Source organism: Streptomyces sp. 1331.2, from assembly GCF_900199205.1.
GTDB lineage: Bacteria > Actinomycetota > Actinomycetes > Streptomycetales > Streptomycetaceae > Kitasatospora.
Genome location: NZ_OBMJ01000003.1, coordinates 247,272 through 273,749 on the forward strand (window position 1 = coordinate 247,272; position 26,478 = coordinate 273,749).

27 protein-coding genes and 1 pseudogene are annotated in these 26,478 nt (G+C 71.1%); 9 read left to right on the forward strand and 19 right to left on the reverse strand.

Annotation, left to right across the window (positions count from 1 at the left end; all coding sequences use genetic code 11):
* Window positions 1–227: 227 nt before the first annotated feature.
* The 4 genes and pseudogenes from CRP52_RS36265 to CRP52_RS36280 all read left to right on the forward strand — a co-directional run bounded on the left by CRP52_RS36265 (window position 228) and on the right by CRP52_RS36280 (window position 4,750).
* Entirely contained in the window at window positions 228–1,745 is a 1,518-nt protein-coding gene (locus CRP52_RS36265) for an MFS transporter (RefSeq protein ID WP_218893222.1), read from the forward strand.
* 79 nt (window positions 1,746–1,824) lie between these two features.
* Complete coding sequence (locus CRP52_RS36270; RefSeq protein WP_179853160.1) at window positions 1,825–2,538, forward strand: HEAT repeat domain-containing protein; 714 nt, start codon at window positions 1,825–1,827, stop codon at window positions 2,536–2,538.
* Window positions 2,539–2,541: 3 nt separating this feature from the next.
* The gene (locus CRP52_RS36275) at window positions 2,542–3,558 is read left to right on the forward strand and encodes a MerR family transcriptional regulator (protein ID WP_097241092.1); all 1,017 of its coding nucleotides are present in this window, start codon (window positions 2,542–2,544) and stop codon (window positions 3,556–3,558) included.
* Between the two features lie 377 nt (window positions 3,559–3,935).
* Window positions 3,936–4,750: pseudogene (locus CRP52_RS36280) on the forward strand (SDR family oxidoreductase).
* Window positions 4,751–4,770: 20 nt separating this feature from the next.
* Here CRP52_RS36280 and CRP52_RS36285 read toward each other — a convergent pair.
* Window positions 4,771–5,769, reverse strand: a complete 999-nt coding sequence (locus CRP52_RS36285) for a chitinase (protein WP_097241093.1) — start codon at window positions 5,767–5,769, stop codon at window positions 4,771–4,773.
* 394 nt (window positions 5,770–6,163) lie between these two features.
* Between CRP52_RS36285 and CRP52_RS36290 the strand changes: the two genes are divergently transcribed.
* The 3 genes from CRP52_RS36290 to CRP52_RS36300 all read left to right on the forward strand — a co-directional run bounded on the left by CRP52_RS36290 (window position 6,164) and on the right by CRP52_RS36300 (window position 9,500).
* Complete coding sequence (locus CRP52_RS36290; RefSeq protein ID WP_097241094.1) at window positions 6,164–7,342, forward strand: alpha/beta hydrolase; 1,179 nt, start codon at window positions 6,164–6,166, stop codon at window positions 7,340–7,342.
* 157 nt (window positions 7,343–7,499) lie between these two features.
* Window positions 7,500–8,663 (forward strand): hypothetical protein, encoded by a 1,164-nt coding sequence (locus CRP52_RS36295; protein ID WP_097241095.1) that lies wholly within the window; start codon window positions 7,500–7,502, stop codon window positions 8,661–8,663.
* A 492-nt stretch (window positions 8,664–9,155) separates the two neighbouring features.
* Complete coding sequence (locus tag CRP52_RS36300; protein WP_257033237.1) at window positions 9,156–9,500, forward strand: hypothetical protein; 345 nt, start codon at window positions 9,156–9,158, stop codon at window positions 9,498–9,500.
* Between the two features lie 76 nt (window positions 9,501–9,576).
* Here CRP52_RS36300 and CRP52_RS36305 read toward each other — a convergent pair whose 3' ends face one another.
* Window positions 9,577–10,182 (reverse strand): TetR/AcrR family transcriptional regulator, encoded by a 606-nt coding sequence (locus CRP52_RS36305; protein WP_097241096.1) that lies wholly within the window; start codon window positions 10,180–10,182, stop codon window positions 9,577–9,579.
* A 249-nt stretch (window positions 10,183–10,431) separates the two neighbouring features.
* Here CRP52_RS36305 and CRP52_RS36310 point away from each other — a divergent pair, with 249 nt between their 5' ends.
* Entirely contained in the window at window positions 10,432–11,094 is a 663-nt protein-coding gene (locus tag CRP52_RS36310) for an alpha/beta fold hydrolase (protein WP_257033238.1), read from the forward strand.
* A gap of 50 nt (window positions 11,095–11,144) precedes the next feature.
* Window positions 11,145–11,504 (forward strand): hypothetical protein, encoded by a 360-nt coding sequence (locus tag CRP52_RS36315; RefSeq protein ID WP_097241097.1) that lies wholly within the window; start codon window positions 11,145–11,147, stop codon window positions 11,502–11,504.
* A gap of 167 nt (window positions 11,505–11,671) precedes the next feature.
* On the opposite strand, the gene CRP52_RS36320 is transcribed toward CRP52_RS36315, so the two are convergent.
* The 17 genes from CRP52_RS36320 to CRP52_RS36400 form a co-directional block, all read right to left on the reverse strand.
* Entirely contained in the window at window positions 11,672–11,974 is a 303-nt protein-coding gene (locus CRP52_RS36320) for a hypothetical protein (protein ID WP_097241098.1), read from the reverse strand.
* A gap of 79 nt (window positions 11,975–12,053) precedes the next feature.
* Window positions 12,054–12,977, reverse strand: a complete 924-nt coding sequence (locus tag CRP52_RS36325; RefSeq protein WP_306458942.1) for a hypothetical protein — start codon at window positions 12,975–12,977, stop codon at window positions 12,054–12,056.
* Window positions 12,978–13,111: 134 nt separating this feature from the next.
* On the reverse strand, window positions 13,112–13,351 hold the full coding sequence (locus CRP52_RS36330) for a hypothetical protein (RefSeq protein ID WP_143685931.1): 240 nt from the start codon (window positions 13,349–13,351) through the stop codon (window positions 13,112–13,114).
* Entirely contained in the window at window positions 13,348–14,391 is a 1,044-nt protein-coding gene (locus CRP52_RS36335; RefSeq protein ID WP_218893223.1) for a S8 family serine peptidase, read from the reverse strand. Before CRP52_RS36335 ends, CRP52_RS36330 begins: the two co-directional genes overlap by 4 nt.
* Before the next feature lie 135 nt (window positions 14,392–14,526).
* Window positions 14,527–14,943 carry a hypothetical protein gene (locus CRP52_RS36340; protein WP_097241100.1) on the reverse strand — a complete coding sequence of 139 codons (417 nt, stop codon included), beginning with the start codon at window positions 14,941–14,943 and terminating at the stop codon, window positions 14,527–14,529.
* 303 nt (window positions 14,944–15,246) lie between these two features.
* Complete coding sequence (locus CRP52_RS36345; protein ID WP_143685932.1) at window positions 15,247–15,465, reverse strand: hypothetical protein; 219 nt, start codon at window positions 15,463–15,465, stop codon at window positions 15,247–15,249.
* A gap of 162 nt (window positions 15,466–15,627) precedes the next feature.
* Complete coding sequence (locus tag CRP52_RS36350) at window positions 15,628–16,491, reverse strand: nucleotidyltransferase domain-containing protein (protein ID WP_097241102.1); 864 nt, start codon at window positions 16,489–16,491, stop codon at window positions 15,628–15,630.
* On the reverse strand, window positions 16,484–17,014 hold the full coding sequence (locus CRP52_RS36355) for an SLATT domain-containing protein (RefSeq protein ID WP_097241191.1): 531 nt from the start codon (window positions 17,012–17,014) through the stop codon (window positions 16,484–16,486). Before CRP52_RS36355 ends, CRP52_RS36350 begins: the two co-directional genes overlap by 8 nt.
* A gap of 202 nt (window positions 17,015–17,216) precedes the next feature.
* Window positions 17,217–17,690, reverse strand: a complete 474-nt coding sequence (locus tag CRP52_RS36360) for an NUDIX domain-containing protein (RefSeq protein ID WP_097241103.1) — start codon at window positions 17,688–17,690, stop codon at window positions 17,217–17,219.
* A 1,514-nt stretch (window positions 17,691–19,204) separates the two neighbouring features.
* On the reverse strand, window positions 19,205–19,681 hold the full coding sequence (locus tag CRP52_RS36365; RefSeq protein WP_097241104.1) for an NUDIX domain-containing protein: 477 nt from the start codon (window positions 19,679–19,681) through the stop codon (window positions 19,205–19,207).
* Window positions 19,678–20,457, reverse strand: a complete 780-nt coding sequence (locus CRP52_RS36370) for a phosphotransferase (RefSeq protein ID WP_097241105.1) — start codon at window positions 20,455–20,457, stop codon at window positions 19,678–19,680. The genes CRP52_RS36365 and CRP52_RS36370 overlap by 4 nt, the downstream gene beginning before the upstream one ends.
* Window positions 20,454–21,254, reverse strand: coding sequence for a class I SAM-dependent methyltransferase (locus CRP52_RS36375; RefSeq protein ID WP_097241106.1), 801 nt, complete (start codon window positions 21,252–21,254; stop codon window positions 20,454–20,456). Before CRP52_RS36375 ends, CRP52_RS36370 begins: the two co-directional genes overlap by 4 nt.
* Before the next feature lie 37 nt (window positions 21,255–21,291).
* On the reverse strand, window positions 21,292–21,801 hold the full coding sequence (locus tag CRP52_RS36380) for a topology modulation protein (RefSeq protein ID WP_097241107.1): 510 nt from the start codon (window positions 21,799–21,801) through the stop codon (window positions 21,292–21,294).
* A 98-nt stretch (window positions 21,802–21,899) separates the two neighbouring features.
* Window positions 21,900–22,733, reverse strand: a complete 834-nt coding sequence (locus tag CRP52_RS36385; RefSeq protein ID WP_097241108.1) for a radical SAM protein — start codon at window positions 22,731–22,733, stop codon at window positions 21,900–21,902.
* The gene (locus CRP52_RS36390) at window positions 22,730–23,785 is read right to left on the reverse strand and encodes a glycosyltransferase family protein (protein ID WP_097241109.1); all 1,056 of its coding nucleotides are present in this window, start codon (window positions 23,783–23,785) and stop codon (window positions 22,730–22,732) included. Before CRP52_RS36390 ends, CRP52_RS36385 begins: the two co-directional genes overlap by 4 nt.
* Window positions 23,782–25,500, reverse strand: coding sequence for a carbamoyltransferase family protein (locus tag CRP52_RS36395; protein WP_306458943.1), 1,719 nt, complete (start codon window positions 25,498–25,500; stop codon window positions 23,782–23,784). The genes CRP52_RS36390 and CRP52_RS36395 overlap by 4 nt, the downstream gene beginning before the upstream one ends.
* 5 nt (window positions 25,501–25,505) lie before the next feature.
* Window positions 25,506–26,474, reverse strand: coding sequence for a thymidylate synthase (locus CRP52_RS36400; protein WP_097241111.1), 969 nt, complete (start codon window positions 26,472–26,474; stop codon window positions 25,506–25,508).
* Window positions 26,475–26,478: the final 4 nt, after the last annotated feature.

A 26,478-nucleotide genomic window follows, 5' to 3' on the forward strand; every position in this document is an offset into this window, starting at 1 on the left:
GGAGGCGGGTGTGCCCTCGCCCTCCACTCTCGACCCGGCGGGGCCCGCCGATGCGGTATCTCTGCCCGCCGCAGATTCGCCACGGGCAGAGCCCGGACGGGGCTACCCCCGGGCGCGTCCGGCCGCGTCGGCCCGCGTTCGGGCGGGGGCTGTGCGTACGGTCGACGCCATCGCCACCCGAACAGCGGTCGGCGGAACCACCCCTCCGTCGAAGGAGACCGGCAGCCGTGCAACGCAAGTGGTGGACGCTCCTCGCCGTCTCGGTCGCGACGTTCATGCTGCTGCTCGACATCACGGTGGTCAACGTCGCCCTGCCCTCCATCCGCAAGGACCTGGGGGCAAGCTTCACCGACCTGCAGTGGGTGTTCGACGCCTACGCCCTCTCGCTCGCCACCCTGGTGCTGACGGCCGGTTCGCTGGCCGACCGGCTCGGGAGGCGCCGGACCTTCGCCGCCGGGCTGGTGATCTTCTCCGGTGCCTCGCTGCTCTGCGCGCTGGCGCCGAACCCGGTGTTCCTCAACGTGTCCCGCGCGGTGCAGGGCGTCGGCGGCGCGGTGATGTTCGCCGTCTCGCTGGCCCTGGTCGCCCAGGAGTTCCCGCCCGGCCGCGAGCGCGGCACGGCGATGGGCGTCTACGGGGCGACGATCGGGGTGGCCGTCGCGGTCGGGCCGCTGGTGGGCGGGGCGCTGACCAGTTCGCTCGGCTGGGAGTGGATCTTCTACCTCAACGTGCCGATCGGCGCCGCGGCCCTGGCCGTCACCCTCCTCAAGCTGGCGGAGAGCCGCGACCCGAACGCCACCCGGATCGACTGGGCCGGGGTCGCAGCCTTCAGCAGCGGCCTCTTCCTGCTCGTCCTCGCGCTGGTGCGGGGCAACACCGAGGGCTGGGGCAGCGCGCTGATCGTGGGTCTGTTCGTCGCCGCGGGCGCCCTGCTCGTCGTCTTCGTGCTGGTCGAACGGCGCGTCCCCGAGCCGATGCTGCCGCTCGGGCTGTTCCGCCGGCACGCCTTCACCGGGGTGCAGCTGGCCGCGTTCGCCGTCTCCAGCTCGCTGTTCGCCCTCTTCCTCTACCTGACGCTGTACCTGCAGAACTACCTCGGGCTGTCCCCGTTCGCGGCCGGCGTGCGCTACCTGCCGATCACCGTGCTCAGCTTCGTCGTGGCGCCGGTGGCCGGGGCGCTGCTCTCCCGGGTGCCGGCCCGGCTGATGCTCTGCGTCGGCCTGGTCGCGGTCGGCGCGGGCCTGCTGTTGATGGGCGACATCCAGCCCGAGGACACCTGGACCGGGCTGCTGGCCGGCTTCTTGGTCGGCGGCGCGGGCGTCGGCCTGATCAACCCGGTGATCGCCGACGTCGCGGTGAGCGTGGTACCCAAGGAGAAGAGCGGCATGGCGGCCGGCATCAACGACACCTTCCGGCAGGTCGGCATCGCGGTGGGCATCGCCGTCTGGGGCGCGATCTTCGTCGGCCGGGGCTCCCACAAGGTGCGCGAACTGGCCGCCGGCACCCCGATCGCGGAGGGCCCCCACCCGCGCGAACTGATCGAGGCCTCCTCCTCCGGCAGCCTCCCGCAGGCCCTGCAGGCACTCCCCGCACCGGCCCGCGAGGCAGCCGAGGCTGCAGCCCGGGCGGGCTTCCTCGACGGGCTCAACATCGTGCTGCTGCTCGGCGGGTTGGTCAGCCTGGTCGGCGCGGGCCTCGCGCTCTGGCTGGTCCGGGAGGACCAGATCGACCGCCGCGAGGCGTAGCACTCCCGGCGCCCGACCCGGATCCGTTTGACCTTGACACGGTGACAAGCCCTTCACTGTGGCCGAGGAGGTGGTCCCCATGACCAGGTCGGCAGAGGGCACGAGCACAGGCACGGACGCGACCGCAAGCACGGACGCCAGGACGGGCACGACGGGGGCGATTCGGGCGCTGGGACACGACGACCCATCGGTGCGGCTGAAGGCGGCGCTGGCAGTCGGCACGAACCCGGACCCCGCGTCGGTGCGCCCGCTCGTCGGGCGGTGCGCGGTCGAACCCGACTTCCACGTCCGCGAGATGCTCACCTGGGCGCTCACCCGCCACCCGGCGGCGCTGACGGTGCCGCCGCTGCTCGACGAGGTCCGCGCGGAGCAGGCGCAGGCCCGGAGCCAGGCGCTGCACACGCTCTCCAAGATCGGCGACCGGCGGGCGTGGCCCGCGGTCACGCCGGCCCTGCTGGCCGACGCCGACGAGGAGGTGGCCCGCAGCGCCTGGCGGGCGGCGGTCGTGCTCGTCCCCGACGGGGCGGAGCACGGCTTGGCCGTACTGTTGGCGACGCAGCTCGGACGCGGCGGTCGCGAGACGCAGTTGAGCCTCAGCCGGGCACTGATCTCGCTCGGGGAGGCGGTGGTGCCGGTGCTGGGCACCGCGACGGCGGACCCCGACCTGCGGGTGCGCGCGCACGCGATCGCCACCGAACGGCTGTGGCGCGACCCGGATGCCGGATTCGAGTTCGCAGTCGAGGAGGCGAAGCGCATCGCGGTCCTCGGCCCGGACGACCAGGAGGGGCGGTAGGCAGTGTTGATCGGCGAGGTGGCGCAGCGGTCCGGGGTCAGTGCCCGCATGCTCAGGCACTACGAATCGCTCGGGCTGGTGCGGCCCTCGGGCCGGACCGGCACCGGCTACCGGGAGTACTCCGAGGAGAACATCCGGCGGATCTTCCACATCGAGAGCCTGCGGTCGCTGGGCCTGTCGCTGGGCGACGTCGGGCGGGCGCTGGACGACCCCGGCTTCACGCCCTCGGGGCTCGTGGACGAGCTCATCGACCGGACGCTGGAGCGCATCGCCGCGGAGACCGAACTGCTCACCCGGCTGCGCCGGATCGGCGCCGCCGGGCCGGCCGGCTGGGAGGACGTGCTACGGATCGTCGCGCTCCTCCAGGCCCTGGAGTCGAAGAGCCCGGGGGCCCGGCAGCGCGCGGCCCTGTCCGCCGCCGACGGGGCGGCCGACGGGGCCGCGGTGCCGGTGGAGGCACTGGCCGAGGCCGTCCTGGGCGAGTCGGACCCGGTCGTCTCCGGGGCCCTGCGCTGGGCGCTCGCCCAGTCCGGAGGCGACGCGGCGGCGCTGCTGGCACAGGCCCTCGACTCCCCCGAGGCCGAGGTCCGCAAGCGCGCCGTGCAGTCGATCGCCGAGTTCGAGGACGACGCGGCGACCGCACTGCTGCAGGACTCCCTCGCGCACCCGGACGTCGTGGTCCGCGAGTACGCGGCCCTGGCGCTCGCGGCGCGCGGGGTGGCCGACGCCGTCCCGACGCTCATCGAGATGATCGTCGAGGAACGCAAGGACGCCGACGCGGCCGACGCGCTGGCCGCACTGGCGGCCGACCCCGCACGGGCGGAGCCGATCGCCACCCTGCTCGCCGACTGCCTCGCCCACGGCACCGCCGGCCCGTCCGCACGCCGCTGGCTCGCCCAGGCGCTCGCCGACATCCCCGGAGCCACGGCTTCCCGCGCCCTCACGGACCTCTCCCACGACGAGGACCGCGCCGTCGCCCTCACCGCGGCGTACGTCCTCACGCTGCGCGCCGCGCAGTAGCGGCCGAGCGGTAGCGGGCCCGACCGGCCCCGGCGCATCCGTACACGTGTCACAGGTGTCACAGGTGTCACGTGGGGAGAAGCGCGAGGTCCGGCCGGAGCCGGAGAACCGTGAGCCTTGAGGCCGGGTCGATTCCGCGCTCCGGTGCGCGCCCACCACTGGTTGACCACCCAGGCCGGCAGCAGCCGCATCGTGTGGATCACCAGTGGTCTACCCGCGGGTCGGCGACCGGGATTCCAGCGCTGCGAGTCCGCTCCGATGGACCGGACAGGCGAATCCGCCCTGGCGCCCGGGTGTCGTCCCCGGTTCGGGGGCGGCGGGCGGTCGGCCGACCGGAGGATGTGGGAACTCCACCCCCTCGACCGGGAGGCACCGTCATGTCCGTTCCGAGCGCGACCCCCTTCGACCTGGGACTCGCGGGACAGCGCGTCGTGGTCACCGGTGCCGGCCGCGGCATCGGACTCGCCGTCACCGAAGGGTTCCTCGCCGCCGGAGCCCGAGTGGTCGCCGGAAGCCGGCGGCGCAGCGAGGCGCTGGACGGGCTGGTCCGGCGGGGCGCCGATCTCACCGTCGTGGAGGTCGACCTCGCCACGCCCGGGGGCCCCGCCGAACTGGTCGCCGCCGCGGTCGCCGCGCACGGCGGCGTCGACGTCCTGGTGAACAACGTGGGCGCGGTGCGGCCCCGCCTCGACGGCTTCGCCGCCATCACCGACGCGGACTGGGAGTGGACGCTCACCATCAACTTCCTGGCGGCGGTACGGGCCACCCGTGCCGCGCTGCCGCACCTGACCGCCGGCGGCGACGGCAGGATCGTCACCGTCTCCTCCGTCAACGCGCGGCTGCCCGACCCGCTGGTCCTCGACTACAGCGCGGCGAAGGGGCCCTCAGCAACTTCTGCAAGGCCCTGTCCAAGCAGGTCGGACCGCAGGGCGTCCGCGTCAACTGTGTGAGCCCCGGCCCGGTGGAGACCGCGCTGTGGAAGGGCGCGGAGGGCGTGGCCGCGACCGTCGGCCAGAGCCTCGGCGTCGACCCGGCCGAGGTCGCCAGGATGGCGCAGGCCCAGGCCGTGACGGGCCGCTTCACCACGCCGGCCGAGGTCGCCGACCTCGTGCTGTTCCTCGCCGGCCCCCGCTCCGGCAACGTCACCGGTGCGGACTTCGTCATCGACGGCGGCCTGATCGACGCCCTCTGAGGGGTTCAGCCACGGCGACCTCAGCCCTGGTACTGGACCACGATCCTGGTGAACTCGTACGGGGACTGGGCGACTCCGCTGCAGGCGTCGGCGTCCGTGCCGGAGCCGCAGGCGCGGTCCCGGTTGACGGCCCAGTAGGCGAAGCGGGCGAGGTGGTGCTGCTGCGCGTACCCCAGGATGGTGCGGAAGTCGCCGGTGGTGACGGTCTCCCCGGCCTCGTCGGTCCTGCCGTTCATCGAGGAGACGCCGATGTGCCGGTACGCCGCGTCGTCGCCGTAGCCGTACGCGCTCTTGACCGCCGCCTTCAGGCCTTCCAGCGCCTCGACCGTCGCCTGCCCCATGCTGCCGCTGTGGCCGCCGAAGTCGAACGGCATCACCACCCAGCCGTCGTTGGCCAGGCCGGCGGCCGCGCCGCGCTTGATCAGGTCCTTGCCGGTGGCGTCCGGGCCGGTCGGGGTGGTGCCCATGGTGACGTAGGTGACGATGCCGGGGTTCTTGGTCTTGACGATCTTCAGTGCGTCGACGACCCGCTGACGGACCGTCGCGTTGCCGAACTCGGTGTTCTCGATGTCGATGTCGAGCGCCTTCAGCCCGTAGGCGTCGATCACCTTCTGGTACGCGCCGGCCAGCGCGCCGGCACTGGAACACTTCTCGCCGAGCTTGTTGCCGCTCCACCCGCCGACCGAGACCACGACGTCACCGCCGGCCGCCCGGATCGACTTGATCGCCGCCTCGTCGGAGCCCCCGGTGAGCGCCCGGCTGCCGTCCCACTTCGGGTTGCACCCGCCGTCGGAGAGGACGAACGCCAGGGTGAACCACCTGACCCCGGCCGCCTTCATCACATCGGTCGGCTTCTGCGGGCTTCCCCAGCCCAGGTACTCGTACGGCGCGGCGGCCATACCGGGCACGGCCGCCGCCGAAGCGGAGGCGGTGGCCGCGGGGGCCAGCAGCAGCGCGGCCGGGCCGAGCGCGGCAGCCAGCAGCGGGGCGGTGAGACGGACTCCGATGGTCTTGCGCATGCCAACTCACTTTCGTCGATCCAGTCGATCCAGGCGAACCGGTTGATCCAGGCGAACCGGTTGATCCGGTTGATTCCGGTTGATCCGGGCGAACCAGCAGAACGGTGACGGCAGTTCAGGGCGGCGGAGCAATCCCGGAACGGAGCGCGACGCCCCACAGCGGGTGTCTCACAGAATCGGGGCACCCGGGCCCCGGGGTCAATGGCTTTCGTTAGGAAAGTTTCCCAATGGTGCATCAGGCAGCCGCGCCCGCCGGTCGGCAGGTCGGTCGGCAGGGCCCAAAAGATGCTCCCAGGAAATTCCCAGGGAGAGGCAACTGAACGGGTGTTCCCCGGAGTCCCCCATGTGACCGGGCAAGCGGGCCCGGCGGGACAGAAACCGGCGTCGAACAACGATGAACCTGACTGGCACTCCCCTGCTCGTCCTCGCGACAGTGCTGTTCGCGGCCTCGATCGCCCTGGCCATGGCCCAATGGCTGGGCCGCGGAGCCTACTTCGGACGGGTGCGGGAGCGGACGGCGGAGCAGCGGCGCAGGCCGCTGCGTGCGCTCTCGTACCTGGGGACGGTGCTGCTCTGCCAGTTCACCGCCGTGGCGCTGGTCTTCGTGGTCGTCAACGACGAGAACCAGCTGTACGACAGCTGGGGCGACCTGCTGGGCACCGCCAGCCACGTGCGGGCCGTACCCGTGCCGCCGAAGGACGAGGGGCTGGCGGGGGACCGGACGGCCGCGCCCGGTGAGCCGTCCGCGGCGCCGGTGCCCAAGGTGCCGCAGGCCTTCCACGCGCCCGACTCCGACTCCGTGCCCAGGACGGTGAAGCAGGCCGACCTCAAGGGACGGCTCTCCGGGGTCGACGGCGAGGTGCTGGTCTGGACGCCTCCGCAGTACGACGACCCCGCCTACAAGGACAAGACCTTCCCGGTGGTCGAACTGCTCGTCGGCTTCCCCGGCTCCTCCAGCGCCTGGTTCGGCGACACCATGGACGCGACCAAGCAGCTCGAACCGCTGATGAAGTCCGGGCAGGTGACGCCGTTCATCCTGGTGTCACCGCGCGTCACCCTGCTCGGCAACACCGACACCGGCTGCGCCGACGTCCCCGGCAAGGTCAACGCCGAGACCTGGCTCTCCCGGGACGTCCCGCAGATGATCGTGGACAACTTCCGGGCCGACACCACTCCGGACCGCTGGGCCCTGTCCGGCTACTCGGCCGGAGCCCACTGCGCCCTGCGCCTGGCGCTCGCCCACCCGAACCGGTACCGCGCCGCGATCAGCATGTCCGGCTACAACAACCCGGCCGGCGAACCGAGCTCGCTGACCGCCAAGGACCCGAAGCTGCGCGAGACCTCCAACCCCCTCTACATCCTCACCCACGCCCCGACCCCGCCGAACGTCGCACTCTACGTGACCGGCAAGCGGGGCGACGGGCTGGAGGACGCCACCGCCCTGCAGCAGGCGGCGAAGAGCCCGACCGTCGTCACGCCGGCCGAGACCACCGGGGCGCACCTGACGTCGACGTGGAAGCCGCTGGTCGTGCCGACCTTCAAGTGGCTGACGGGGATCATCCCGCCCCGCTGACCCCCTCGTCGGCCGCCTCGTTGACCGTCCCGCTGACCGTCCCGCTGCACCCCGGCGCGTCGCCCCGGCTCCCGCTCACCCGTTGGGAGGCGGACGACTTGCCGGGGTGGGAGCATGGTCGTAGCGCCTTCAGTGCACATCTGTGAGGAGCATTGCCATGCCAGGGCCCAGCCAGCCGCCGCCCGAAGGCTTCGCACGGTCCGGTGAGGACGTCGTGCTGCCGCCCCCGCGGGACCTGCCCGAAGACCTCGGCTTCGACCCCGCCGAGTTCCCGCCGGAGCTGCTGGAGGCGCGGGCCGCGATCGAGGAAGTGCTGAGCGGCCAGGGGGACGAGCGCAGCGGGATCCGGTCCGCGGACGACGTCACGGAACTGACCAACATCCAGGGGATCGGCATCGGCAGGGCCACCCTGTCGCAGCTCGGGCCGCAGGCCGATGCGGTGGAGCCGGGGCAGCCGACGCTGACCGTCTACCTGGCCCAGCCTCGATCCGCCGAGGACGTCAAGGCGGTGCTCGTCGACCGCATGGGGGTCGGCGCCGCCGCGTCACCGAGGGTGGTCGTGGTGCCGGTGGTGACCGGCCCGATCGAGGCGCAGCTGTTCGACTTCCAGCAGCGGCCCGCGCCGGGCGGGATCTCGGTGCTCAGCGACCCCAACGCCCTCGGCTTCGGCACGCTGGGCTGTCTGACCACCGGCCGGACTCCCCCGCGGGACCAGCGGACGCTCATCCTCAGCTGCAACCACATCCTCGCCAACAGCAACCTGGGCCGGCTCGGCGACTGCGTCGACCAGCCCGCCACCGGTGACGCGGGGGTCTGCCCGGACGATCTCATCGCGGTCCTGGAGCGCTTCGTCCCCGTGACCTTCGGCGGCCCCATCAACAGCGTCGACTGCGCGACGGCCTGGGCGGACGCGGCCAATGTCAGCCCCAACGTGCTGGCCCGCGGGCCGGGCGGAACCTTCGAGCTGGCGATCAGCTCCACCACCGCGGCGGCGACGGTCGGCGCGGCCGTCGGCAAGAGCGGCCGGACGACGGAGGTCACCGCGGGCACCGTCCAGGAGGTCGGCGCCTCGCACTGGGTCGGCTACCCGGGCGGGAACTCCGCGTTCTTCTCCGGCTCCATCGCCATCACCGGGAGCTCCAGCCTCGGCCTTCCCTTCACCGGGCCCGGGGACTCCGGCGCGATCGTCTGGACCGACGACGAGAACCGCAATCCGATCGGCCTGCACTTCGCCGGCACCAACAACCTGAGCCGGTCGTTCTCGAACCAGATCGACACCGTCACCCAGGCCCTCGACGTCTTCATCACCGGCACGATCTGAGCACCCGTCCGCACCGATCCGAGCACCCGTCCGCACCGCCTACACCGACTGGAGTTCCAGGTCGCGGTCGAGGGCGTGGCCGGCGCGGGCGGCCCAGGTGTCGGGGTGGTCGGGGCCCAGGTGGTGGGTGAGGCCGTCAAGGGCGTGGGCGCGGAGGGCGGCGGCTTCGGTTGCGCGGCCGATGGCGTGCAGGGTGCGGGCGAGGTTGGCGGCGCGCCGCTCCGCCGTCCGGAGGAGAGCGGCTTTCGGCCGATGAGCGGGCGGGTCGGCTGCGGTTCGCGTGACGTGGGCGGCCCGGTACGCCTCGGGTGGCGCGCCGCGTCGCCCGGCGCGGGGGACGCGGCAGCGTGCGGCTGCGTGGCGACTTTTCCGCTGTCATATGCGGAGGTTCACCATCCCTCCCTACCATTCGCCGGAGTACGTCTGCGAGGCACGTCCCGGCCGCGGGTCGCAGCGGCATGTGTCACCACCGACAACGAGGGCGGAACCATCGTGCACAGGAACACCAGGAGCAAGAGGCTCGGAATCGCCGCCTGTCTGCTGGCCGGGTTCGCGGCGGCCGGCGTCGTCGCGGCGCCCGCCGCCGAGGCGCAGTCGGCATCACCGGCCCGGGTCGAGAGCCTCAACTGCTCCACCCCGACCATCGGATTCCTCAACGGCCAGTGGTACTACGGCATTTCGTGCGACGCATGGGGCACCACCAAGTGGTGGGTGAACGTCAACTGCTCGGACGGCTCCTTCCGGACCGACGGCCCGCACACCACCTTCCTGAACGTCATGCTGTACTGCCCGCCGAACACCACCGTCACCAAGGGCTGGGTCAGCTACACCCCCTGACCCCACGCCCCCGGGCTCCCGCCGCGCCGCCGCTCCCCCCCCTTGGGCGGGATCCCGGAAGGGCCCTCGCCGTCTCTCACGGAGTCAGGAACAGTTCGTCCAGATGGCGGGCAAGGATCGCCAGCGCGGCGTCGCCGGTGCGCTGGCCGCCCAGCACGCTTGAGCCCAGACCGTTGACCATGGCCAGCAGTCCGGCGGCGGCGATCTCGGGGTCCTTCCCGGGGTCGATCTCCCCGGCCTGCTGGGCTGTGCGGATCTGCTTCGCGAGGAAGCCCTCCAGCAGCTCGGGCTGCCGCGCTCCGTGCTTCTCCAACACCTCGGGGTCGTTGAGCACCAGGGCGTAGTAGGCGGCATAGGTCCTGGTGATCCGGCGGCTCTCCGGATCGGTCGGCAGGATGCACGACAGGATCGCGGTCACGGTGCCGCGCGGTGTCGGTGGGGTGCCCGCCGCCCTGATCCAGTTCTCCATGCGGGTCTGGAGTTGGACGGACAGCCTGGCCAGCGCATCCAGCAGGAGCCCTTGCTTGGTCTCGAAGTAGTACTGCACCAGTCGCAGGGAGACGCCGGCTTCGGCGGCGACCGCCCGCATGCTGGCCGACTGCAGCCCCTGGGTGTCGGCGATCCGCAGCAGCGCCTCGGCGATCTGCCGTCGGCGTTCCTCGTGATCGACCCGTGCGTTCATGGCCCCACCTCCCTGGTACACCCGTATCATTGCGTGATACACATGTATCATGCGAATCAGCCAGTTCAAGACCCACCAGGCCGGGGACCGATTCCGCACCGCCTACGAGCGCACTCTCGCGGAACTGTGGCCGGGGCCACGGACGGCGCTGGACCTTCCGACACATTCGGGACCACCCGCGCCTACCGAACCGGGCCACAGACCGGCGAGCCGATCGTGCTGCTACCCGGCTCGGGCGGAAACGCACTGATGTGGCACCGGTACATCGACACGCTGGCCCGGCACCACCCGGTCATCGCCGTCGACACGGTCGGCGAGCCGGGCGCGAGCGTACAAACCGCGCCGATCTGCGCCGGCCGGGACGGCGCTGCCTGGCTGGACGAACTCCTGGCCGCACTGGACGTGACGGACGCCCATCTCGTCGGCTGCTCCTACGGCGGCTGGCTGGCACTCAACCACCAGATCCACCACCCCGGCCGCACCGCCACCCTCACCCTCGTGGATCCCGCCGGCTTCGCCGACTTCGGCCCCCGGTTCTACACCTGGCTGATCGCCGGCGCCCTCGCCGCAACAGCGCCGCGCCCGCTCCGCCCCCCGCTGGCCCGCCTGGTCGGCAACAGCGCCATCCTGGAGACCGAACTCATGAACCTGATGCGCGCATCGATGGGGTTTCGCCGCGCACTCCCGGTTCCTCCGATCCTCTCCGACGAGGAGCTGCGCCGTCTGCGTGTCCCCGCGCTGTTCCTGCTCGGGGCACGCAGCGCCATGCACGACTCGCGCAAGGTCGCCGACCGCCTCGGCAGGCTCGTGCCCTCGGCCCGGGTGGAGATCGTGCCCGGCGCCGGCCACGCACTGCCGACCGACCAACCGGACCTGGTGGTCGACCGCATCCTCTCCACCGTCGGGCCGTAGTGCCACCCGGTAGGTTCAACCCCCTGGGAAGCCTTCTTGGGAACGGTGCCATGAGAGTCAGATGCCTGCGGATCATCCACCCCTCGGCCGGTCTCCCGGTCCCGGAGTACGACGGGATCCGGGTGGGCGGTGTCTACCCGGTGCTGGAGCTGGTCGCCCACGACATCGATTGCCAGATCCGCGTGCTCGGCCCCGGCACGCCCGACCCCGGACTGCTCTGGGACACCGCCGACTTCGAGACGGTGGACACCCGGATGCCACCCGGCTGGACCCTGGTGATCGCCGACGGCCGCACCCGCCTCGCGGACTCCCGTTGGCAGCGGCCCGGGTTCTGGACCGACTACCACCGCGGCGACCCGCGGGCGCTGGCGGACTACGAGGACGTGAAGCGCGAACTCCTGGAGACCTGACCCCCGTACACGGCGGCGGGCTCCGGAGCCCGCCGGAGCCCGCCGCTTCCGGCTACCGGCACTAATCGCAGTGCACCGGGCTTCAGCCCGGTGGTGAAGCGATAACCCGCCGAGACGGTCACCCGACCGTGGTGGGAATCCCCGGCCCTGAGGCCGGGGAGCGGAAGTCACATGACCGTGCAGGTGGTCGAGCCGTCGGGGTTGCTGGACATGCCTCCGCCGGCGTGTGCGCAGTAGTCCTCGCAGACCGAGGACGAACCCGGCTCGCAGGTCACCGTCATCACCTCCGCGAAGTCCCTGCGGACCGCCCCCGCCCGGCGCCGGGTCCCGCAGCGGATGTTCAGGCCCGCGGGCCGTACGCGGCTCGGTTCCACGCCGCCCGGTTCGCGCACCCCACCGGCCGCCGCCGCCCGGTAGCGGGGCGCGGCGGCGTCCAGGGACTGCTCTGCGGTGAAGCCTGGGGTCCTCATCTCGGGTGCCTCCTCCTCCGTGTCCTCTGTCCTCTGTTCTCTGTCCTCTGTTCTTCGTGTGTCCCGTGTGTCCGGTGTGTCATCTGTCGTAGTAGGGCTGGAGTCGGGTGACCAGGAACGGGTGCCGCTCCGTCACGTCGACCCGGGCGAACGCCTTCTCCGTGACGTCCGTGTCGCGGCCGGTGTAGGAGAAGACCACGTCGACGACCGTCCTGGCCCCGCCGAGCCGTGACGGGCGGACCTCGACGGCGGTGATGGACTGGTTGCGGTCGAAGGCCTCCGCCGCCCTCGCGTAGATTGCCGGGTAGCGGACGGCCAGGTAGTTCAGCGCCCGGTGCTCGTCCGTCGCACCGGCGTTGTCCGAGAGTTGGACGACCCGGTCGAACACCTCGGCCGCCGCGGAGCGGAACCGGTCGGCGTCGGCCCCCTTCGGTACGGGGAGGCTGGCGAGCAGCGTGTCACGGTCGAAGGAGTAGATCTGGTCGACGACCGCCGTCGGCACCATCAGCCCGTTGCAGACCTCGGGCGGGGCGATCGGGCCGACCGTACCGATCACCACGTCCACGTCGCCGCCGTCGGATCGCGGCCGTACGGCGTCGACCAGCAGTGACAGGTCCGCCGGATCGCGGGGCCGCAGGAGGTAGGTCTCCAGGCCCTCGATGGTCAGGATCCAGCACAACTGCCGTGCCAGGTAACGGTTTTCCTGTTCGGAGAGCACAGCCTGGAGCGCTTCCCGGTCGGTCAGCCCCGCGACGTCCGCCCGGCCGAGGACCTGGGCGAACTCCTTCTCCACCCCGAGGGTCGGGAAGCGCGGCTCGACGCGGCCCACGGCGTAGAGGTACGCGGGTTGCGCCCGGGCCGAGCCGTCGCCGTGGCCACAGCCACAGCCGCACCCGCACCCGCCGGCCGGAGACAGGTCCTCGGCGGACATCTGGACGGTCTGACCCAACGGCCCGACCGGCCCGACCGGCTCGACCGGCCCGCCGGGTTCAGCGAGTTCCACAGGCTCCACGGGCCCCACAGGCCCAGTGGATTCCACGGTGAAGCCCGCGTCCGTGCGCTCGGTGTTGGACTCCTCCACTGCTCCGCTCCCTTCTCCTGCCCGCCGCCACTGCTGTCATCCCGTCGAGGGGCAACTCACCGCGACGACCGGCCGCGGAAGCCCACCCACCGGTTGAGCCGTTCGGCGCGCCGGCCGCAGCAACCGCAGGGGCGGATGCCCACGGCCCCGGTCGCCCGCTTGATCACGTCGCCCAGGCCGATGTCCTCCTCGTTGACGAAGCCGGGCAGCCGCACCCGTGGTCGCGGCCGTGCCGGTTCGCCGGTCGGCGGTCCGGAGCCGCCGTGGAGCCTGTCGCCGGCCGTCCTGTCCCTCATCCCGTCCTCCTTGCCGTCCGTGTGCCGCCGGTCCACCGGGCCAGCCGCTCCCGGGCCCGCGCGGCGTCCAGCAGGTCGGGCCAGAGCGCCCGGCGCGGGTGGGTGGTGCCGCACAGCGCCCGGCGGATCTCGGCCGCGCCGGCGTGCGGGAACTCGGAGTACAGCAGGGCGATGGCCCCGGTCACCAGGGGTGCGGCGACGCTGGTGCCGCGGATCGGCGGCTGGCGGGCGGCCGTGGCCAGGCTGGTGATCCCCTCGCCGGGTGCGCTCAGGCCCGCCCTCGCGATCGACCCGGCCAGGTTGGAGTACGGCGCCGGGCGGCCGCGGCGGTCACAGGCCGCGACCGGGATCACCGCCGGATGCCGGGTGAGGACCGAGCCGCCGACCACCCCCTGGTTGCCCGCGGCGACGACGACGATCACGCCGCGTCGCGCCGCGTGGTCCAGGGCCTCGGTCAGGGACCGGCCCTCGCGCACCGCCGACCAGCTCAGGTCCGCACTGACGTTGACGACCCTGGCACCGGCGTCGACGGTGTCGACGATGGCCGCGGCAAGCTGTTCGGGGCCCGTCGGCAGCGGGAAGCCGCTCCGTAACGGGAGGCCGGCCCGCCCCGCGCCCTCGGCCGACCCCGCCCCCTCCGCGAACACCGACCTCAGCAGCACCGTGCAGTCGGGGCAGACCGCCGGAGCGCCAGTACCGCGCCGCCCGGTCAGGATCCCGGCGACGAAGGTGCCGTGCCGGCACTGCTCGCTGCCCGGCTCGGCGCACCGCGTCGGTACGTCACCGGGCAGTTCACGCAGGCGCGCGGTCCGCAGCCCGGGGTGTGCGACGGCAACCGGGCCGTCCACGAGCCCCACGACCGTCTCCGGCCGTCCACGGGTGCGCGCCATCAGGCCGCCGAGGGCGACCAGGTCCAGCGGCGCCACGTCCAGGACTCGCGGTCCGGCCGCCGTCTCGACTGCCTCGGATGTCTCGACCGCGTCGACGAACCGGCGCTGCCGGGCACCGCCGGGGATGGCTCCCGCACGGATCGTGCCCATGGATCCACGGTAAGACCGCCCGCCCCGACCGTCATGTCCGGCCGGCACCACCGCGGACCGCGCCCGCTACGAACCGCGACCACGGACCTCGGCTCACGGGCAGGACGTCACGCGCAGTAGGTCACGGGCAGTACGTCACGGGCAGTACACCACGCTGGGGCCCCTGCTGCCGACGTCGAGCCGGTAGTCCCGGACCCCGATGATGACGCACATGTAACCGCCATTGCCCCAGGGGCCGTAGTACCAGCTCGGGCCGTCCATCTCGCTGCCGGGCCCGGTGGTGGTGCCCGGCCCCCAGGTGTTGCTGTAGCCGATGGTCCCGTCGGCGTTGTACCCGATGTGACTCACCGACAGCATGCACCAATTCGACGGGGCGTCGCCCGTCTGCTGGTAGCCGTGGGGCGTCACCATGTTGGCGCTCCACGTCGTCCAGAAGTAGCACCCGCTGCCGGTCGGACCGAACTGGTCGTCCCAGTTGAAGCCGCTCGCCGACGCGGGCGCTGCGCCGGCCGTCACCATCCCCCCGGCCAGCGCAGCCGACAGTGCCGCCACAGCCGCAGCCTTCCTGAACCTACCCAGTCCACCCAACCTGCCCAACCTGCCCATTGCCTCTGCCTCCCGCTCGAAGTCCGGTAACGAGCTTCCCCGCCACCGCAGTTGGCGACCGTAGCGGGAGGCCGGTGGCGGCGCCACGTCGAGCCGCGAAGTGTCAGGGGAACGGCCGGTCAACGTCGTTCCCGGCGGTGTCGTCGCTCGGGCCCCACCCCGATCGGAGCGGGGTGGGGCCGGACCTCGGTGCGCGCGGGCTGAACGGGCACCTCCCGGCGCCGGAAGGTGCACCTGGCAGCAGTGGGTTCAGCAGAAGATCGTCGTGTACCAGCCGTACGTGTAGGTGGAGTTGTAGTGCCACGTCACGGTGTAGTAGGCAGGCGCCCACACCCTGGACGCGCCCACCCAGTCCTGGTACCCGCCGCTGCCGTCGTACCACCGCGGGCATACCCAGTCCCCGTGGTTGGCACAGTTGTTCACGAACTGGACCAGCGCGGCGCTGACCTGCGAGTTTGTAGCGATCATGGCGCTGACCTGGGAAAACTCATGTATGGAGTTTTCACTGGTCAACGCCGTTTTCCGCCCCCATGTGCCCTGGATGTGCCCCGGCGACCATCCTTGCCGAGTCTCATGGGTGAGTCTCCGGAGGTATGTGCCGCTCACAGTCACGTCCGAATCGGCCAGGCGCTACCACCGCTTCGGGAACCTTCCGGCAAAGAGGAGGTTGAGCTGTTCGAAGGCTGCGACCTCGTCGCCCCGGGCGGAGGCATCGACTGCCCTCCGGGCCCTCGTGGCAGCTGTCCGGATCTTCGACAGCGCTTCGAGCCTCCTGGGGTCTGAGCTGCAAGCCGAGAAGCGGCCTCCGACCCTCTTCGGATCGTTCATGTCGGGCAGGGCTCGGGCCGCCAAGTCCTCGAAGACCATGCACAGATCGATCAGGTGCACGATGGCGGACTCGCCCATTGCGTGCTGTGCGGCACGCATCTCAAGGTAGAACGAGGACATCTGCACGTCATTCAGGTACTTCCACGCCTTCAGTAGTCGGATGAGTGCCTTCACTTTGCCGGAGGGGAAACGTGCTGCTGACTCGTTCACGTAGGCCAAGTGGGCGTCAGGAGAAGAGAGCATCCAGGTGCCACCCGGCTGGGGGATGTAGTAACTGAAGTACTCTCCGGTCCCGTGCAAGTAGCCGGGGGTCACTTCGACTGTCTCCGTACCGTTAGCAAACGCGCACACTACGGCTGGTCGGGAGACCCTGATGCGTGTGGCCCAGAAGCGTGAGGCGAGGGCGTCCCTGATCTTCGCCAGGATGGCTTCAGGGGATGATGGCATGTCTCCCTTCAGACTGACGAGGTAATCGGCGTCGCTGTAGCCGCTCACGCCCGTCCCGTGTCGCAACGACCCGGTCTCAACGGAGCGGTTCAGCCCAATGGCGGCGTTGATGCAACCCTCCACCTCCGCTCTGTGTCGGCTGGAAGCCGAGAACTGAGAAGCGGACGGTGTCATCTTGGTCAGGAACTCGTCGATAGCAACAGCCAAGCTCTTAGGCACCCTCAGCGCTCCGATCGATCTCGTAGTCCTGGCCGCCCTCGGCAAGGTTCTTCTCTGCCTTTCGTCGCGCCCACCGCGACGGTGGGTCGGCGTTCGCGTTGACCTCGCTGCGGCGCTGAGTGAGCTGCGAGAGTCGTTCTCGCCCCTCATCGAATGTCAGGTGAGGGAGATCGACAAGCAGCAGCTGCCGGGCATCGGTCTGTAGATCCAGGTAGGAGTTGGCGGCAGCTCCTGCGCCCTCTGCCCGACGGGCTGCGTTCACGGTGGTGCTGACCGCTGTCAGGGCGGCAGCGATGAGTGCAAGTGCGCCGGCCAGCTGGGCCTGCCCAGCATCAGCGAGGAAGGTCCCTCCGGCGGCTGCGGAGAGGCCAGTAGCGGGCACCCCGAGAAGGAGGTTGGTAGCTCGCCAAAGCTTCATCTGTTCGAACTGGCCTTGTGCGCTATGTCGCGTGCTTTCCTCGACCCGTGCGACCTCCTCGCCGATGGGCCTGAGCTCCGCGGAGACTGACTCGGGGACGTGCATTGCGATCACCGCTGCTCTCTGGGCGTTCCAGCGTCTTGGGTGGGTATGGAGAGGATCCTCGCGCCAGGGTCATCTGGCAACAAGATTCGATCCCCCGCACCACAACGCCAAGGCAGACAAGCTGCGCTGGTGCGGAGCGACCTTGATCACGTTTGCTGGCCGTAGCGAACGAACCCCCGCGCTGTCAGCACGAGGCGTCGGCCTACGGGCGGATCGCTCCGTGTTCCAGGTAGACGGTCGCGGACTGCGTCCTGGCGACGCAGGCGGAGTGGATGCGGCGGGCGAGGCGTGGGATGAGGAGTGCGTCGAGCTGGTCGGTGGTGTGGAAGGCGTACTCACCGATCTCCACCTGGTCAACGGTGATGTGTGCGAGCTCGTCGGCCGGGAGGATACCTCCGTCGAAGACGAAGAGGAGCTTGTCGCCCTCGGTGGGATGGGGCGCCCAGTCGGCGACGAGCAGGCGGCCGATCGGCGGGTTGATGCCAAGCTCCTCTTTGACCTCTCGGGCCGCACCTTCGCTCGGGGTCTCGCCGGCGTGCAGGTAGCCGCCGGGGATTTCCCAGCCGGGCTTGTAGGTCGGCTTCACGAGGAGGACACGGTCGTCCTCGTCGAAGAAGAGCACGCCGGCGGCGGTGCGGGGCTGGGCCACGACCTCGCGGGACTGGGAGTCGTTCATGGCGACGACGGTAGCCAGCGAACCCAGGTCGGCGCCGGGCGTCGAGGGATGAAGTGGCGGCGGACCTGCTTGGGTGCCAGCTCCTCGGCTGACAGGCGCTGAAGGGGCAACCTCAGGTCAGGTTTCGGGTACCCCTGCCCGCATCGCATGGAAGATGCGTGATTCGCGGATGTCGTGCAGTCGGATGCGGCATGCTGATCAGCATGCCGACTGGTCCGTCCACATCTGCGGTGGTGCCTCCTCCCCTGTGGCGTCCGCTACGACGTTTGCACCACCGATTCATCGAGAAGCAGATTGACGACGCAGTCCGATCCTCGTCGCTCCTGTCCACTCCGCTCGACCTTGATCTGTTCCGACGCGCCCTCCAGTACGACGGAGGCCTCGGCCCCATGGCCCTGATCGCGATCGGGGGCTTCGACTTCATCTTCCTTTCAGTGGTACTCGCGACGTGGAAAGGGGCGTGTACCACTGGTGGACTACTGCCCAGCGGCGGGGGCAGCCTAGCTGCGTGCCCGACTCACCACGAGAAGGTTTCGGCCGGACTTGTGGTCCTGACCGTCTCTCTCGCCCTGTGGGTGGCCTCAGTAACGAGGAGCGCCAGAACGGGAGTCCGGGTGCAGTACTGCTATCAGGCACTGATACCGGCGTTGGAGGTGCTCGGCGCATGTGGACAGGTCCAGGTTCTCGGAGGTCACCAAGCGGCGGCAGAACTCAGCAAGAAGGCCGCAGCGCTTGGCCAAGCAGTAGTGGACGGATCAGGTCACGCGGCCAGCGACTACGGCTCTCGCAGCGCAACTCGTGCCTCGACACGAGAGCATGCGCGGAGGGTCGCTGCCTTGCTTGAACGCACTGCCGACGAGCTGTTGCCAGGTCGTGAGCGGGCAACCGCATCCTTGGCCTGCTACGCCGCTGCGATAGCTCACCAGACTGCGGACGGGCGGTTCACCAATCTCCTCGGGCCAATCGGGCAACCACCGGAGCTCCCGCCAGCGGCTCCGGAATCTCCCGACCGAACCGACGGACGAAGGCTGGCTGTCGCCGCCATGATGGCTCTGGTTCTGACCGCCCTATTGGCATGGGGTATCAGTTACCTTGGCCTGCCGACGTATGTGAACGCACCCCTCGCCACCCTTTCGGTGCCACTCGTCGCCTTCCTTGTTCTGGCTTACCGCTATGGGTTGGCCGAAGCCCTTCGGCTCACCGCGACCCTCAGATCCGTACGCAACGGCGACGCTCCATCTGAGCCTCAGGCAGCCCCTAGCGGCGGGGCGGCGCATAACCAGTCGGTGATCCGTCAGCCGCCACCTGGCAGTTCCGAATCAGACAGCTCCCAGCCAGCCGATGTGGCCCGTAGCTCGGCAAGCGCAGTCTAGGGCGGCAATACGAGCACTGGATCGAGGCGGGATCTCTCACCCCGAACGAGCGGAGCAAGACGTAGCGGTTGGGGGCGTGGCGCCGGACGGTGGGGTGGGCTCGTCGACATAGTCTCTCGACGAGCTCACCCGTCCGTGTCGTCATGCCGCTGCCGGCTCCCAGCCGTAGCGCGAGAAGGCGGGACCGCCAGCGCCGTAGGCGGTGAGCGCCTGGGTGGCCGTGGGGAAGGCCGGCTCGGGGAGGTGGTTGGCGGGAACCCAGCGGGCGGTGAGGTGCTTGTCGGGCTCGGTGTTGGTGAGGTCGCCGGTCCACTTGTCGGTGGCGAAGACGAAGAGGACGAACTGGCCGGCCTGGTCCCAGCCCTGTTCGACGTGGATGACGTGGACGAGTTCGAGGTCCGCCGGGTCGACGAGCAGGCCGGTCTCCTCCTTGAGTTCGCGGGCGGCGGCCTCGTCGAGGGCTTCGCCGGGCTCCGCCTTGCCGCCCGGGACGGTCCAGGCGGGGTGTGGGGACCAGTTGCGGGCGGCGTAGTGCACGGCGGCGATCGTGTCGGTGCTCTTGTCGTGGACGATCACGCAGACCGAGTTCCGGCTGTTCATCACGCCGTTGTGCGTCACGGTGCGGACTCCTTGTCGAGGTGTCGGAGGATGTCGGTGGTCCAGGTCGGTCTGGCAGTGTGCCAGCTGAACCGGTAGCCGTTGGTGCCGAGATAGGGCGTGGTGAGGACGTGGTGGAACTCGCACCACGCGGCGAACTCGCGCCAGGAGCATCCGGGCAGGCCGCGCTGCCGGGGATGGTGGTTGTAGGAGTCCACGGCCCGGCGGATGGTGTCCTCGGGCAGCGGGCCGGTGGTCATGGCGGTGCTGACGACGAGCTTGGCGAGGTCGTAGCCGAACGGCGCGAGGGTAAGGGAGTCGAAGTCGATGACGGCCACATCGGCGTCGGTGATGAGGAAGTTGCGCGGGTTGGCGTCCTTGTAGAAGGCGGCCGGCATAGTCGCGGCCCGCTCCAGCCAGTCGTCGGCGGCCTCGGACGTCAGGGCCGGCTCCGGCACGGTGCCGGAGGCCAGGAGTTGCTGGAGGCGTTCGCGGCGGCCGGCGGTGAAGCCGGCGATGGTGACGGTGCGGTGGGTGTGCGGCGTGTCGAGAGGGGCGGCGCGCAGCTGCCGGGTGTACGCCGTGGCGTGCTGGTGCCCGAGAAGGCTGGCCAGGGCCATGAGGTCGTCGGGACCGCCATGCCGTCCTTCGATGTGTTCGAAGTCGATCTCGGTGGGGCGGACGTGGAGGACCTGGGGGATGCGCACGTCGGGGTTGGCGTGGCCGATCCACTGGTGGTGGGCCAGCGCCCGACACATGGCCTCGGGGTTGGGGTAGGTCTTGGTGAAGGTCCTCATCGGCGGGCGGCCACGACGTAGGTGACGGTAGAGGTGGTCTCCAGCGGGCCGTTGCCGATCGTCTCCCGAAGCCGGCGGGCGATCTCCTCGACGTCACCACCGAGTTGGTACTTCGGGTTGGTGGCTGCGTACTCCGCGATGTGGTCGGCGTCGATGAAGCGGAAGCGGTGCTCGTGGTGGACGACCTGCTGCACGTCGAGGCAGGTGGCGACGATGTCGGCCTGGTTGTGGCTGTGGAAGGTCTCGTACAGGCTCGGCCGACTGGCGGCCTCGGGGTCCAGGCCGCTGGCGGCGATCACCTCGTCCAACGTGCGGTAGCTGTCGGGCGACTTGGTGACCGTGATCGACAGCCCGCCGGGTGCCAGGCAGCGGGCGATCTCGGCGATCACCGCTGCCGGCCGGGGCGAGTGGTAGAGGCAGAACGCGGCCACCGCGACGGCCACGGAGGCGTTGGGCAGGTCGATGGCGTGGAAGTCGCCGCGCAGGAACTCCACGCCCAGGCGGTCGGCGAGGCGGCTCCGGGCCTCGGCGAGGAGGGCGGTGGACTGGTCGAAGGCGATGAGCCTCGGCGGGTCGAGCCGCTCGGCCAAGGCGAGGGTGGTCGTGCCGCGTCCGCAGCCGATGTCGAGGACGGTGCCACGCAGGCCGGTGGCGGCGAGGTCGGCGATGACGGTGGCGGGGTGGGGGCCTGCGCTCTTGGCGCGGGCCAGGGCGCCGGTGCGCTGGGCGATGCGGCCGGCGTCGGCGTACAGGTCGTGGCGGATTCGGTCGGTGTCGAGGAACGGGTTGGCGGTCATGGACAGGTGGAGCCTTCCCGGTGCGATGTGGGTCAGGTCATGTCTGTGGCGGCACGGTGGCCAGGAAGCGGCGGGCGGCCCGGCGGCTGGTGATCGTGACGACGCGGGCGTGGCCGGCGTGCTCGGCGATCAGCGCGCGGACCTTGGGCCGCATCTGGCGCCGGAAGCCGAGGATGTAGCGGATGAAGCCCCAGTGGATGCGGTCGAAGACGCCCTGCTCGGTGTGCTGGCCGCCGCGGTAGCGGCGACGGCGCTGGAGGATGCCCCACAGGCACACGATCGGGGGGATGTCGAGGAAGACGACGGTGTCGGCCCGCTTGAGGCGGATGGGGAGGGTGGAGGCGAAGTTTCCGTCGATCACCCAGCGCGGCTCGGCGACCAGCTCCTCCTGGAGGGCGGCGAACTTCTCCGGCGGGAGGGTGTTCCAGTCGGAGTCGTAGTAGACGCCGTCAAGGTGGGTGACGGGGGCGTTGATCCTCTCGGCGAGCTGGCGTCCGAGGGTGGTCTTGCCGCTGCCGCCGCAGCCGATGATGGCGATCCTGTCCATGTCGCTACAGGCTACCGAGCCGTGCGACGGGCCGGACCGCGCTCTCTTCGGGCCGCGTGGGGTGCGTCCCGGGCCCGGCCCAGGACGCTTCGCGCCGGTCATGCGGCGACGGTGACCAGGGCGGCCCGGTCGAAGTCGTAGCGGACCACGCGGCCGGGGCCGGCGACCTCGGCGCACGACAGGTAGACCCTGCCGTCGGGCGAGATCTCCAGCTTCTCGACGACGTCGCTGGGCGGCGGGCACCGTTCGGGCAGCAGGATGTCGGTGTTCACCTTCATCTGGCCCAGGTCCATGCCGGTCAGCTGTTCGTGGAGGTACCGGGCCTGCTCCCAGGTGACGGGCGTGATGCCACTCTCGGCGGCGTTGCCGACCAGGCGGACGCGGTGGAGCATCAGGTCGCCGGCGCCGAGGTCTCGCAGCCGCTCGGCCAGGGCGGGGATCGTGTGGATGTTCTCGCCTGTGAGCGTGCACGTGGCGCCGAAGGGCAGGTTCCGTCCGAGGGCCCAGGCGAGGGTGTCGAAGGCCGCGTCGAAGGAGCCCGGGCGGCGGATGCGGTCGTGGGCCTCGGCGGTGCCGCCGTCCAGGGAGACGCGGAGCATGTCGAGGCGCTCGGCGGCCTGGGCGAGGAAGGCGCGCCGCTTGTAGCCGTTGGTGCAGACCTCGGTGCGGTAACCGAGCGACTTGGCGGCGGTCAGCACGGTCGGCAGCCCCTCGAACAGGAGGGGCTCGCCGCCGAGCAGGCACACCCAGCGGCAGTCGTAGGCGGCGGCGAAGTAGGTGAGGGCTGCGGCGGCCTGCTCGACTGTGACGGTGTCGGGGCGCTTGAGGTCCTCCCCGTGGTAGCAGGTGGTGCACGAGAAGTTGCAGCGGAACAGCAGCTCCAAGTAGAGCTTGTCGACCCGTTGGATGCCCGGGAGGACGGGGGCGGTCATGTGTGGTCTCCTTCGAGCAGCAGGGGCGGGACGGCGGTGCCGGCCAGGACGGCGTCGAGGGTGCGGAGCTGGCGGGTGAGGCGGAACGGGTCGAGCCGGTCGATACAGCGGGCGATCAGGTCGGCGTGGGCTTGGCTGCCGGCGAGCCGGGCGAGCGCGGTGACGGTGGCCACCACGTCCGCCGCGCTCGTGACGATCAGCTCACGCGGGACGACCGTTTCGGCGGCCCGCAGGGTGCGCGGGGCCAGCGGCAGGCAGCCGGCGAGGACGGCTTCGAAGAGCCTCTGGGTGAACTGGCCGGTCCGCGCGTACCGGTCCGGTGCGAGGAGCACGGTGGCCACCGCGGAGCGGTAGGTGGGGATGACCTCGTCGAAGGGGATGCGGCCGGTGAAGTTCACCTGAGGCCAGCGGGCGGTGGCGCCCCATTTCCCGGCCACCTGGTGCGGCAGCTGGGCGGCGGCCGGGGCGAAAAACTCGCCGAAGGCGGTGTCGCGGTCGTACTGGTTGCCGATGTAGACCAGCGGCAGTTCGCGCTTCTCGGCGGCGAGCGCGGCGGGGTAGGCCCGGTCGAGCGCGTCGTCGGCGACTGGGAAGAGCAGGCTGGCCGCGCCCGGCGACGGGTACAGGGCCGGCTCGCAGACCTGGACCTGTCCGACGGTCCTCAGCCGGTCGTCGGCGGGCAGTTGCTGGTCCTTGTCCCACAGCACCGTTCGGACGCCGTACCGGTGGGTGTAGTGGTCGAGGATCTCCTGCTGACGGTGCAGGTCGCAGGTGTGCCCTTCGGTGCCGCAGGCGCTGGTGTTGCGACCGGGGATCGGCCAGCGCCACTCCAGGAACAGGGCGTCGATCTCCGGCAGGCCGCCGTCCCATCGATAGGTGCCGGTGAGGTCGGTGCCGGCCTCGGCCAGGTCCCGGTTGGGCTGGAGGAAGACGACCTCGTGACCGGCGGCGAGCAGCCCGTCCACCAGGGTGCGGCGGTGGCTTCGTCCGCCGTCAGGGGTGTCGGTGATCCCGGAGCCCAGGAAGCCCCAGAAGCTGTACCCGATCCTCATGCCTTGGTCACCCACCAGTCCTCGATGAGGAGCGCGTCGAGCCCGGACTCGGCCAGGCAGTCCAGCGCCATCTCCGGCGTGCCGCAGATCGGCTTGGCCTTCACGTTCAGGGAGGTGTTGATCAGGACCGGCACGCCGGTGAGCTCGGCGAAGGCGGTCAGGATGTCGGCGAGGAGCGGGTTGTCCCTGGGGGCGAGGGTCTGCACCCGGGCGGTGCCGTTGGCGTGGACGATCGCCGGGATCGTCTCGCGGGCCAGGTCGGTGACCGGGGAGGCCATCGACATGAACGGGGCCTCCTGGCCGAGGGTGAAGTAGTCCGCCGCCTTGTCGGCCAGGACCACAGGGGCGAAGGGCCGGAACGGCTCGCGGAACTTCACCGTGGCGTTGAGCCGGTCGGCGACCCCGGACCGCAGTGGTGAGGCGAGGATCGAGCGGTGCCCGAGAGCGCGCGGGCCTGCCTCCAGTTCGCCCTGGAACAGGCCGATGATCGTGCCCTTGGCCAGCTCGCGGGCCGCGAACCCGGCCGGGTCGTCGAGGCGCTGGGCGGTCATCCCCGGCTGCGGCTGGGCCGGTAGCTCCAGGCCGGGGAAGGACGGGCCGAGGTAGCAGGCCCGTGCCAGCCCGGTCGGGAGGTCAGCGTGCCGGTCGAGGTGGACTGCGGCGGCGGCGCCCATTGCGGTGCCGGAGTCACCGGGCGCGGGCGGTACGGCGACCTCGTCGAACAGACCGGAGGCGATGATCTTCCCGATGCTGACGCAGTTCATCGCGACCCCGCCACCCACACACAGCAGCCGGGCTCCGGTGCGGTCGCGGGCGATCCGCGCCAGGTGCAGCATCACCTGCTCGGTGCGCTCCTGAAGAGCGGCTGCGAGGTCGGCGTGGACCGGAGCGACCTCCTGGTCCGGGTGTCTGGGCGGGCAGGCGAGTGCGGTGAAAGCGGCGGTCAGCCGGGGGTAGCGGCGGTCCATGACCCGCAGGCCGATCAGCTGGTGGTCGAGGGCGAATCCGTTGGTGGTGAGCCGGACGGCCTTGGCGAACAGCGCGCGGAACCGCTTCGGGTCGCCGAGGGCGGCGAGCGCCATGACGGTGCCCTCCTCGTCCCCGCGCCGCCAGCCGAGGTGCTCGGTGACGGCGCCGTACAGGTAGCCGAGGGAGGCGGGGTCGTCGAGGGCGTGGACGATCCGGTACGAGCAGCCGCCCGGGCTCTGCCTCGCGCGGCCAATAGTGGTGGTCTGGGTCTCGCCGAGGCTGTCCACGACGAGGACGGCGGCCTCCTCGTAGCCGGAGGCGGCGAAGGCGTACAGCCCGTGGGCGCGGTGGTGCAGGACGGGCTCCATGGCGGCGTTCGGGAAGGTCCCGGCCAGGCGGGCGAGGCGTCGGCGGGTGTTGGCGGCGACCTGGGCGAACGAGCGGGCCCGGGGCAGGGCCCTGGCCGCCGTGACCGGCCGCAGGGTGTGGGTGAGAGCGGAGGGGATCGCCCGCAGGTAGTGCCGCGGGGTGAAGTTGTACGCGACGGTGCCGATGTCGGCGCGGGTCAGGCCCGCCTCGTCGAGGAGCCACTCGATGGCCTTGGCCGGGTAGCTCTTGTCGTGCTTGACCGCGCTGAGCCTCTCCTCTTCGACGAACCCGACGAGTTGGCCGTCGACGAGCAGGGCGGCGGCGGAGTCGTGGGTGTAGGAGCACAGGCCCAGCACGACGTCGCGATTCGCGGCCACGGTGGTCACCTCTTCGCCGGGATCGCCGGGGTGGGCATGGCCGCGAGCGGGATCTTCTGCTCGCGCTGGTCGTACCAGAGCGCCAGGGCCTCGGGCAGCGGCCCGGTCGCCTCGGCGGCCCTCGCGCGGGCCTCGTCGCGGCGTCCGTCCTTCCACAGCCGGTAGCTGGCCAGGACGGCGGCGAAGCCGTCCCAGACCTGATGGCCGACCGCCTCTCCCGCCGTGACCTGCTTCAACACCAGGTCGAAGTCCTCCCACGGGACGCCGAGCGGCTGCCACGTGGGCGAGGCGGGCGCGTCGGCGGCGAGGCTCCAGGCCGTGTCCTGGTGCTGGGCGTACAGGTGCAGGGAGTCGACGTGATGGTGGTAGTCGCCGACGTCGGCGCCGAGCCAGCCGGCCATCAGCTCGTGCAGGACGGTGGTGGTGATCAGGTCGTACGGCAGGCCGAGCCACACGTCCTGGCTTCGCATGCTGGTGTGCATCTCCAGGCGGCCCTCGCGCAGGTAGAAGCGGTAGCCGAGGGTGCAGGGCACGTCCTTGTGGCCAGCGGTGTCGCGTGCGGGGTCGAAGATCTGGACGACGGCCCGGCGGCTCTCGCCGTCGCGGGTCAGCTGCCGACGGACGTAATCGAGCTGGTCCAGCTGGCCGTGCCAGCGACGCAGGCGAGGCCCGTAGGTGCCCTGGAGGGCCCCGTGGTCGGTGAGGGAGGCCAATCGGCTGTTGAAGTCGTGGATCCAGTCGGCGCTGGAGCCGGAGAGGATCCACACGGTCTCGGCGGCGGCGAACGCGGGGTTCAGCACCCGGTACGGGCCGAGGTGGACCATGCGTGCGGCCGGGTTGGCCAGCTTGAGGTAGGCGCCCATGAGTTCGGCGGTGGCCATGCCGCGCGGCGCGACGCTGCGGCCTTGGCTCAGGATGGCCTTGCTGGCGCGGGTGAACAGCGCGTTCGCGCTGTCCGCGGTGGTGACGAACACGATT

Excerpts from the sequence above, each read along its gene's own strand:
- CRP52_RS36385 (WP_097241108.1), bottom strand. The coding sequence starts at position 22,733 with ATGACCGCCCCCGTCCTCCCGGGCATCCAACGGGTCGACAAGCTCTAC.
- CRP52_RS36355 (WP_097241191.1), bottom strand. The coding sequence starts at position 17,014 with ATGCACGTCCCCGAGTCAGTCTCCGCGGAGCTCAGGCCCATCGGCGAG.
- CRP52_RS36295 (WP_097241095.1), top strand. The coding sequence starts at position 7,500 with ATGCCAGGGCCCAGCCAGCCGCCGCCCGAAGGCTTCGCACGGTCCGGT.
- CRP52_RS36310 (WP_257033238.1), top strand. The coding sequence starts at position 10,432 with ATGTGGCACCGGTACATCGACACGCTGGCCCGGCACCACCCGGTCATC.
- CRP52_RS36370 (WP_097241105.1), bottom strand. The coding sequence starts at position 20,457 with ATGAGGACCTTCACCAAGACCTACCCCAACCCCGAGGCCATGTGTCGG.
- CRP52_RS36270 (WP_179853160.1), top strand. The coding sequence starts at position 1,825 with ATGACCAGGTCGGCAGAGGGCACGAGCACAGGCACGGACGCGACCGCA.
- CRP52_RS36345 (WP_143685932.1), bottom strand. The coding sequence starts at position 15,465 with ATGATCGCTACAAACTCGCAGGTCAGCGCCGCGCTGGTCCAGTTCGTG.
- CRP52_RS36375 (WP_097241106.1), bottom strand. The coding sequence starts at position 21,254 with ATGACCGCCAACCCGTTCCTCGACACCGACCGAATCCGCCACGACCTG.
- CRP52_RS36285 (WP_097241093.1), bottom strand. The coding sequence starts at position 5,769 with ATGCGCAAGACCATCGGAGTCCGTCTCACCGCCCCGCTGCTGGCTGCC.
- CRP52_RS36290 (WP_097241094.1), top strand. The coding sequence starts at position 6,164 with ATGAACCTGACTGGCACTCCCCTGCTCGTCCTCGCGACAGTGCTGTTC.
- CRP52_RS36335 (WP_218893223.1), bottom strand. The coding sequence starts at position 14,391 with ATGGGCACGATCCGTGCGGGAGCCATCCCCGGCGGTGCCCGGCAGCGC.
- CRP52_RS36360 (WP_097241103.1), bottom strand. The coding sequence starts at position 17,690 with ATGAACGACTCCCAGTCCCGCGAGGTCGTGGCCCAGCCCCGCACCGCC.
- CRP52_RS36390 (WP_097241109.1), bottom strand. The coding sequence starts at position 23,785 with ATGAGGATCGGGTACAGCTTCTGGGGCTTCCTGGGCTCCGGGATCACC.
- CRP52_RS36330 (WP_143685931.1), bottom strand. The coding sequence starts at position 13,351 with ATGAGGGACAGGACGGCCGGCGACAGGCTCCACGGCGGCTCCGGACCG.
- CRP52_RS36320 (WP_097241098.1), bottom strand. The coding sequence starts at position 11,974 with ATGAGGACCCCAGGCTTCACCGCAGAGCAGTCCCTGGACGCCGCCGCG.
- CRP52_RS36305 (WP_097241096.1), bottom strand. The coding sequence starts at position 10,182 with ATGAACGCACGGGTCGATCACGAGGAACGCCGACGGCAGATCGCCGAG.
- CRP52_RS36380 (WP_097241107.1), bottom strand. The coding sequence starts at position 21,801 with ATGGACAGGATCGCCATCATCGGCTGCGGCGGCAGCGGCAAGACCACC.
- CRP52_RS36315 (WP_097241097.1), top strand. The coding sequence starts at position 11,145 with ATGAGAGTCAGATGCCTGCGGATCATCCACCCCTCGGCCGGTCTCCCG.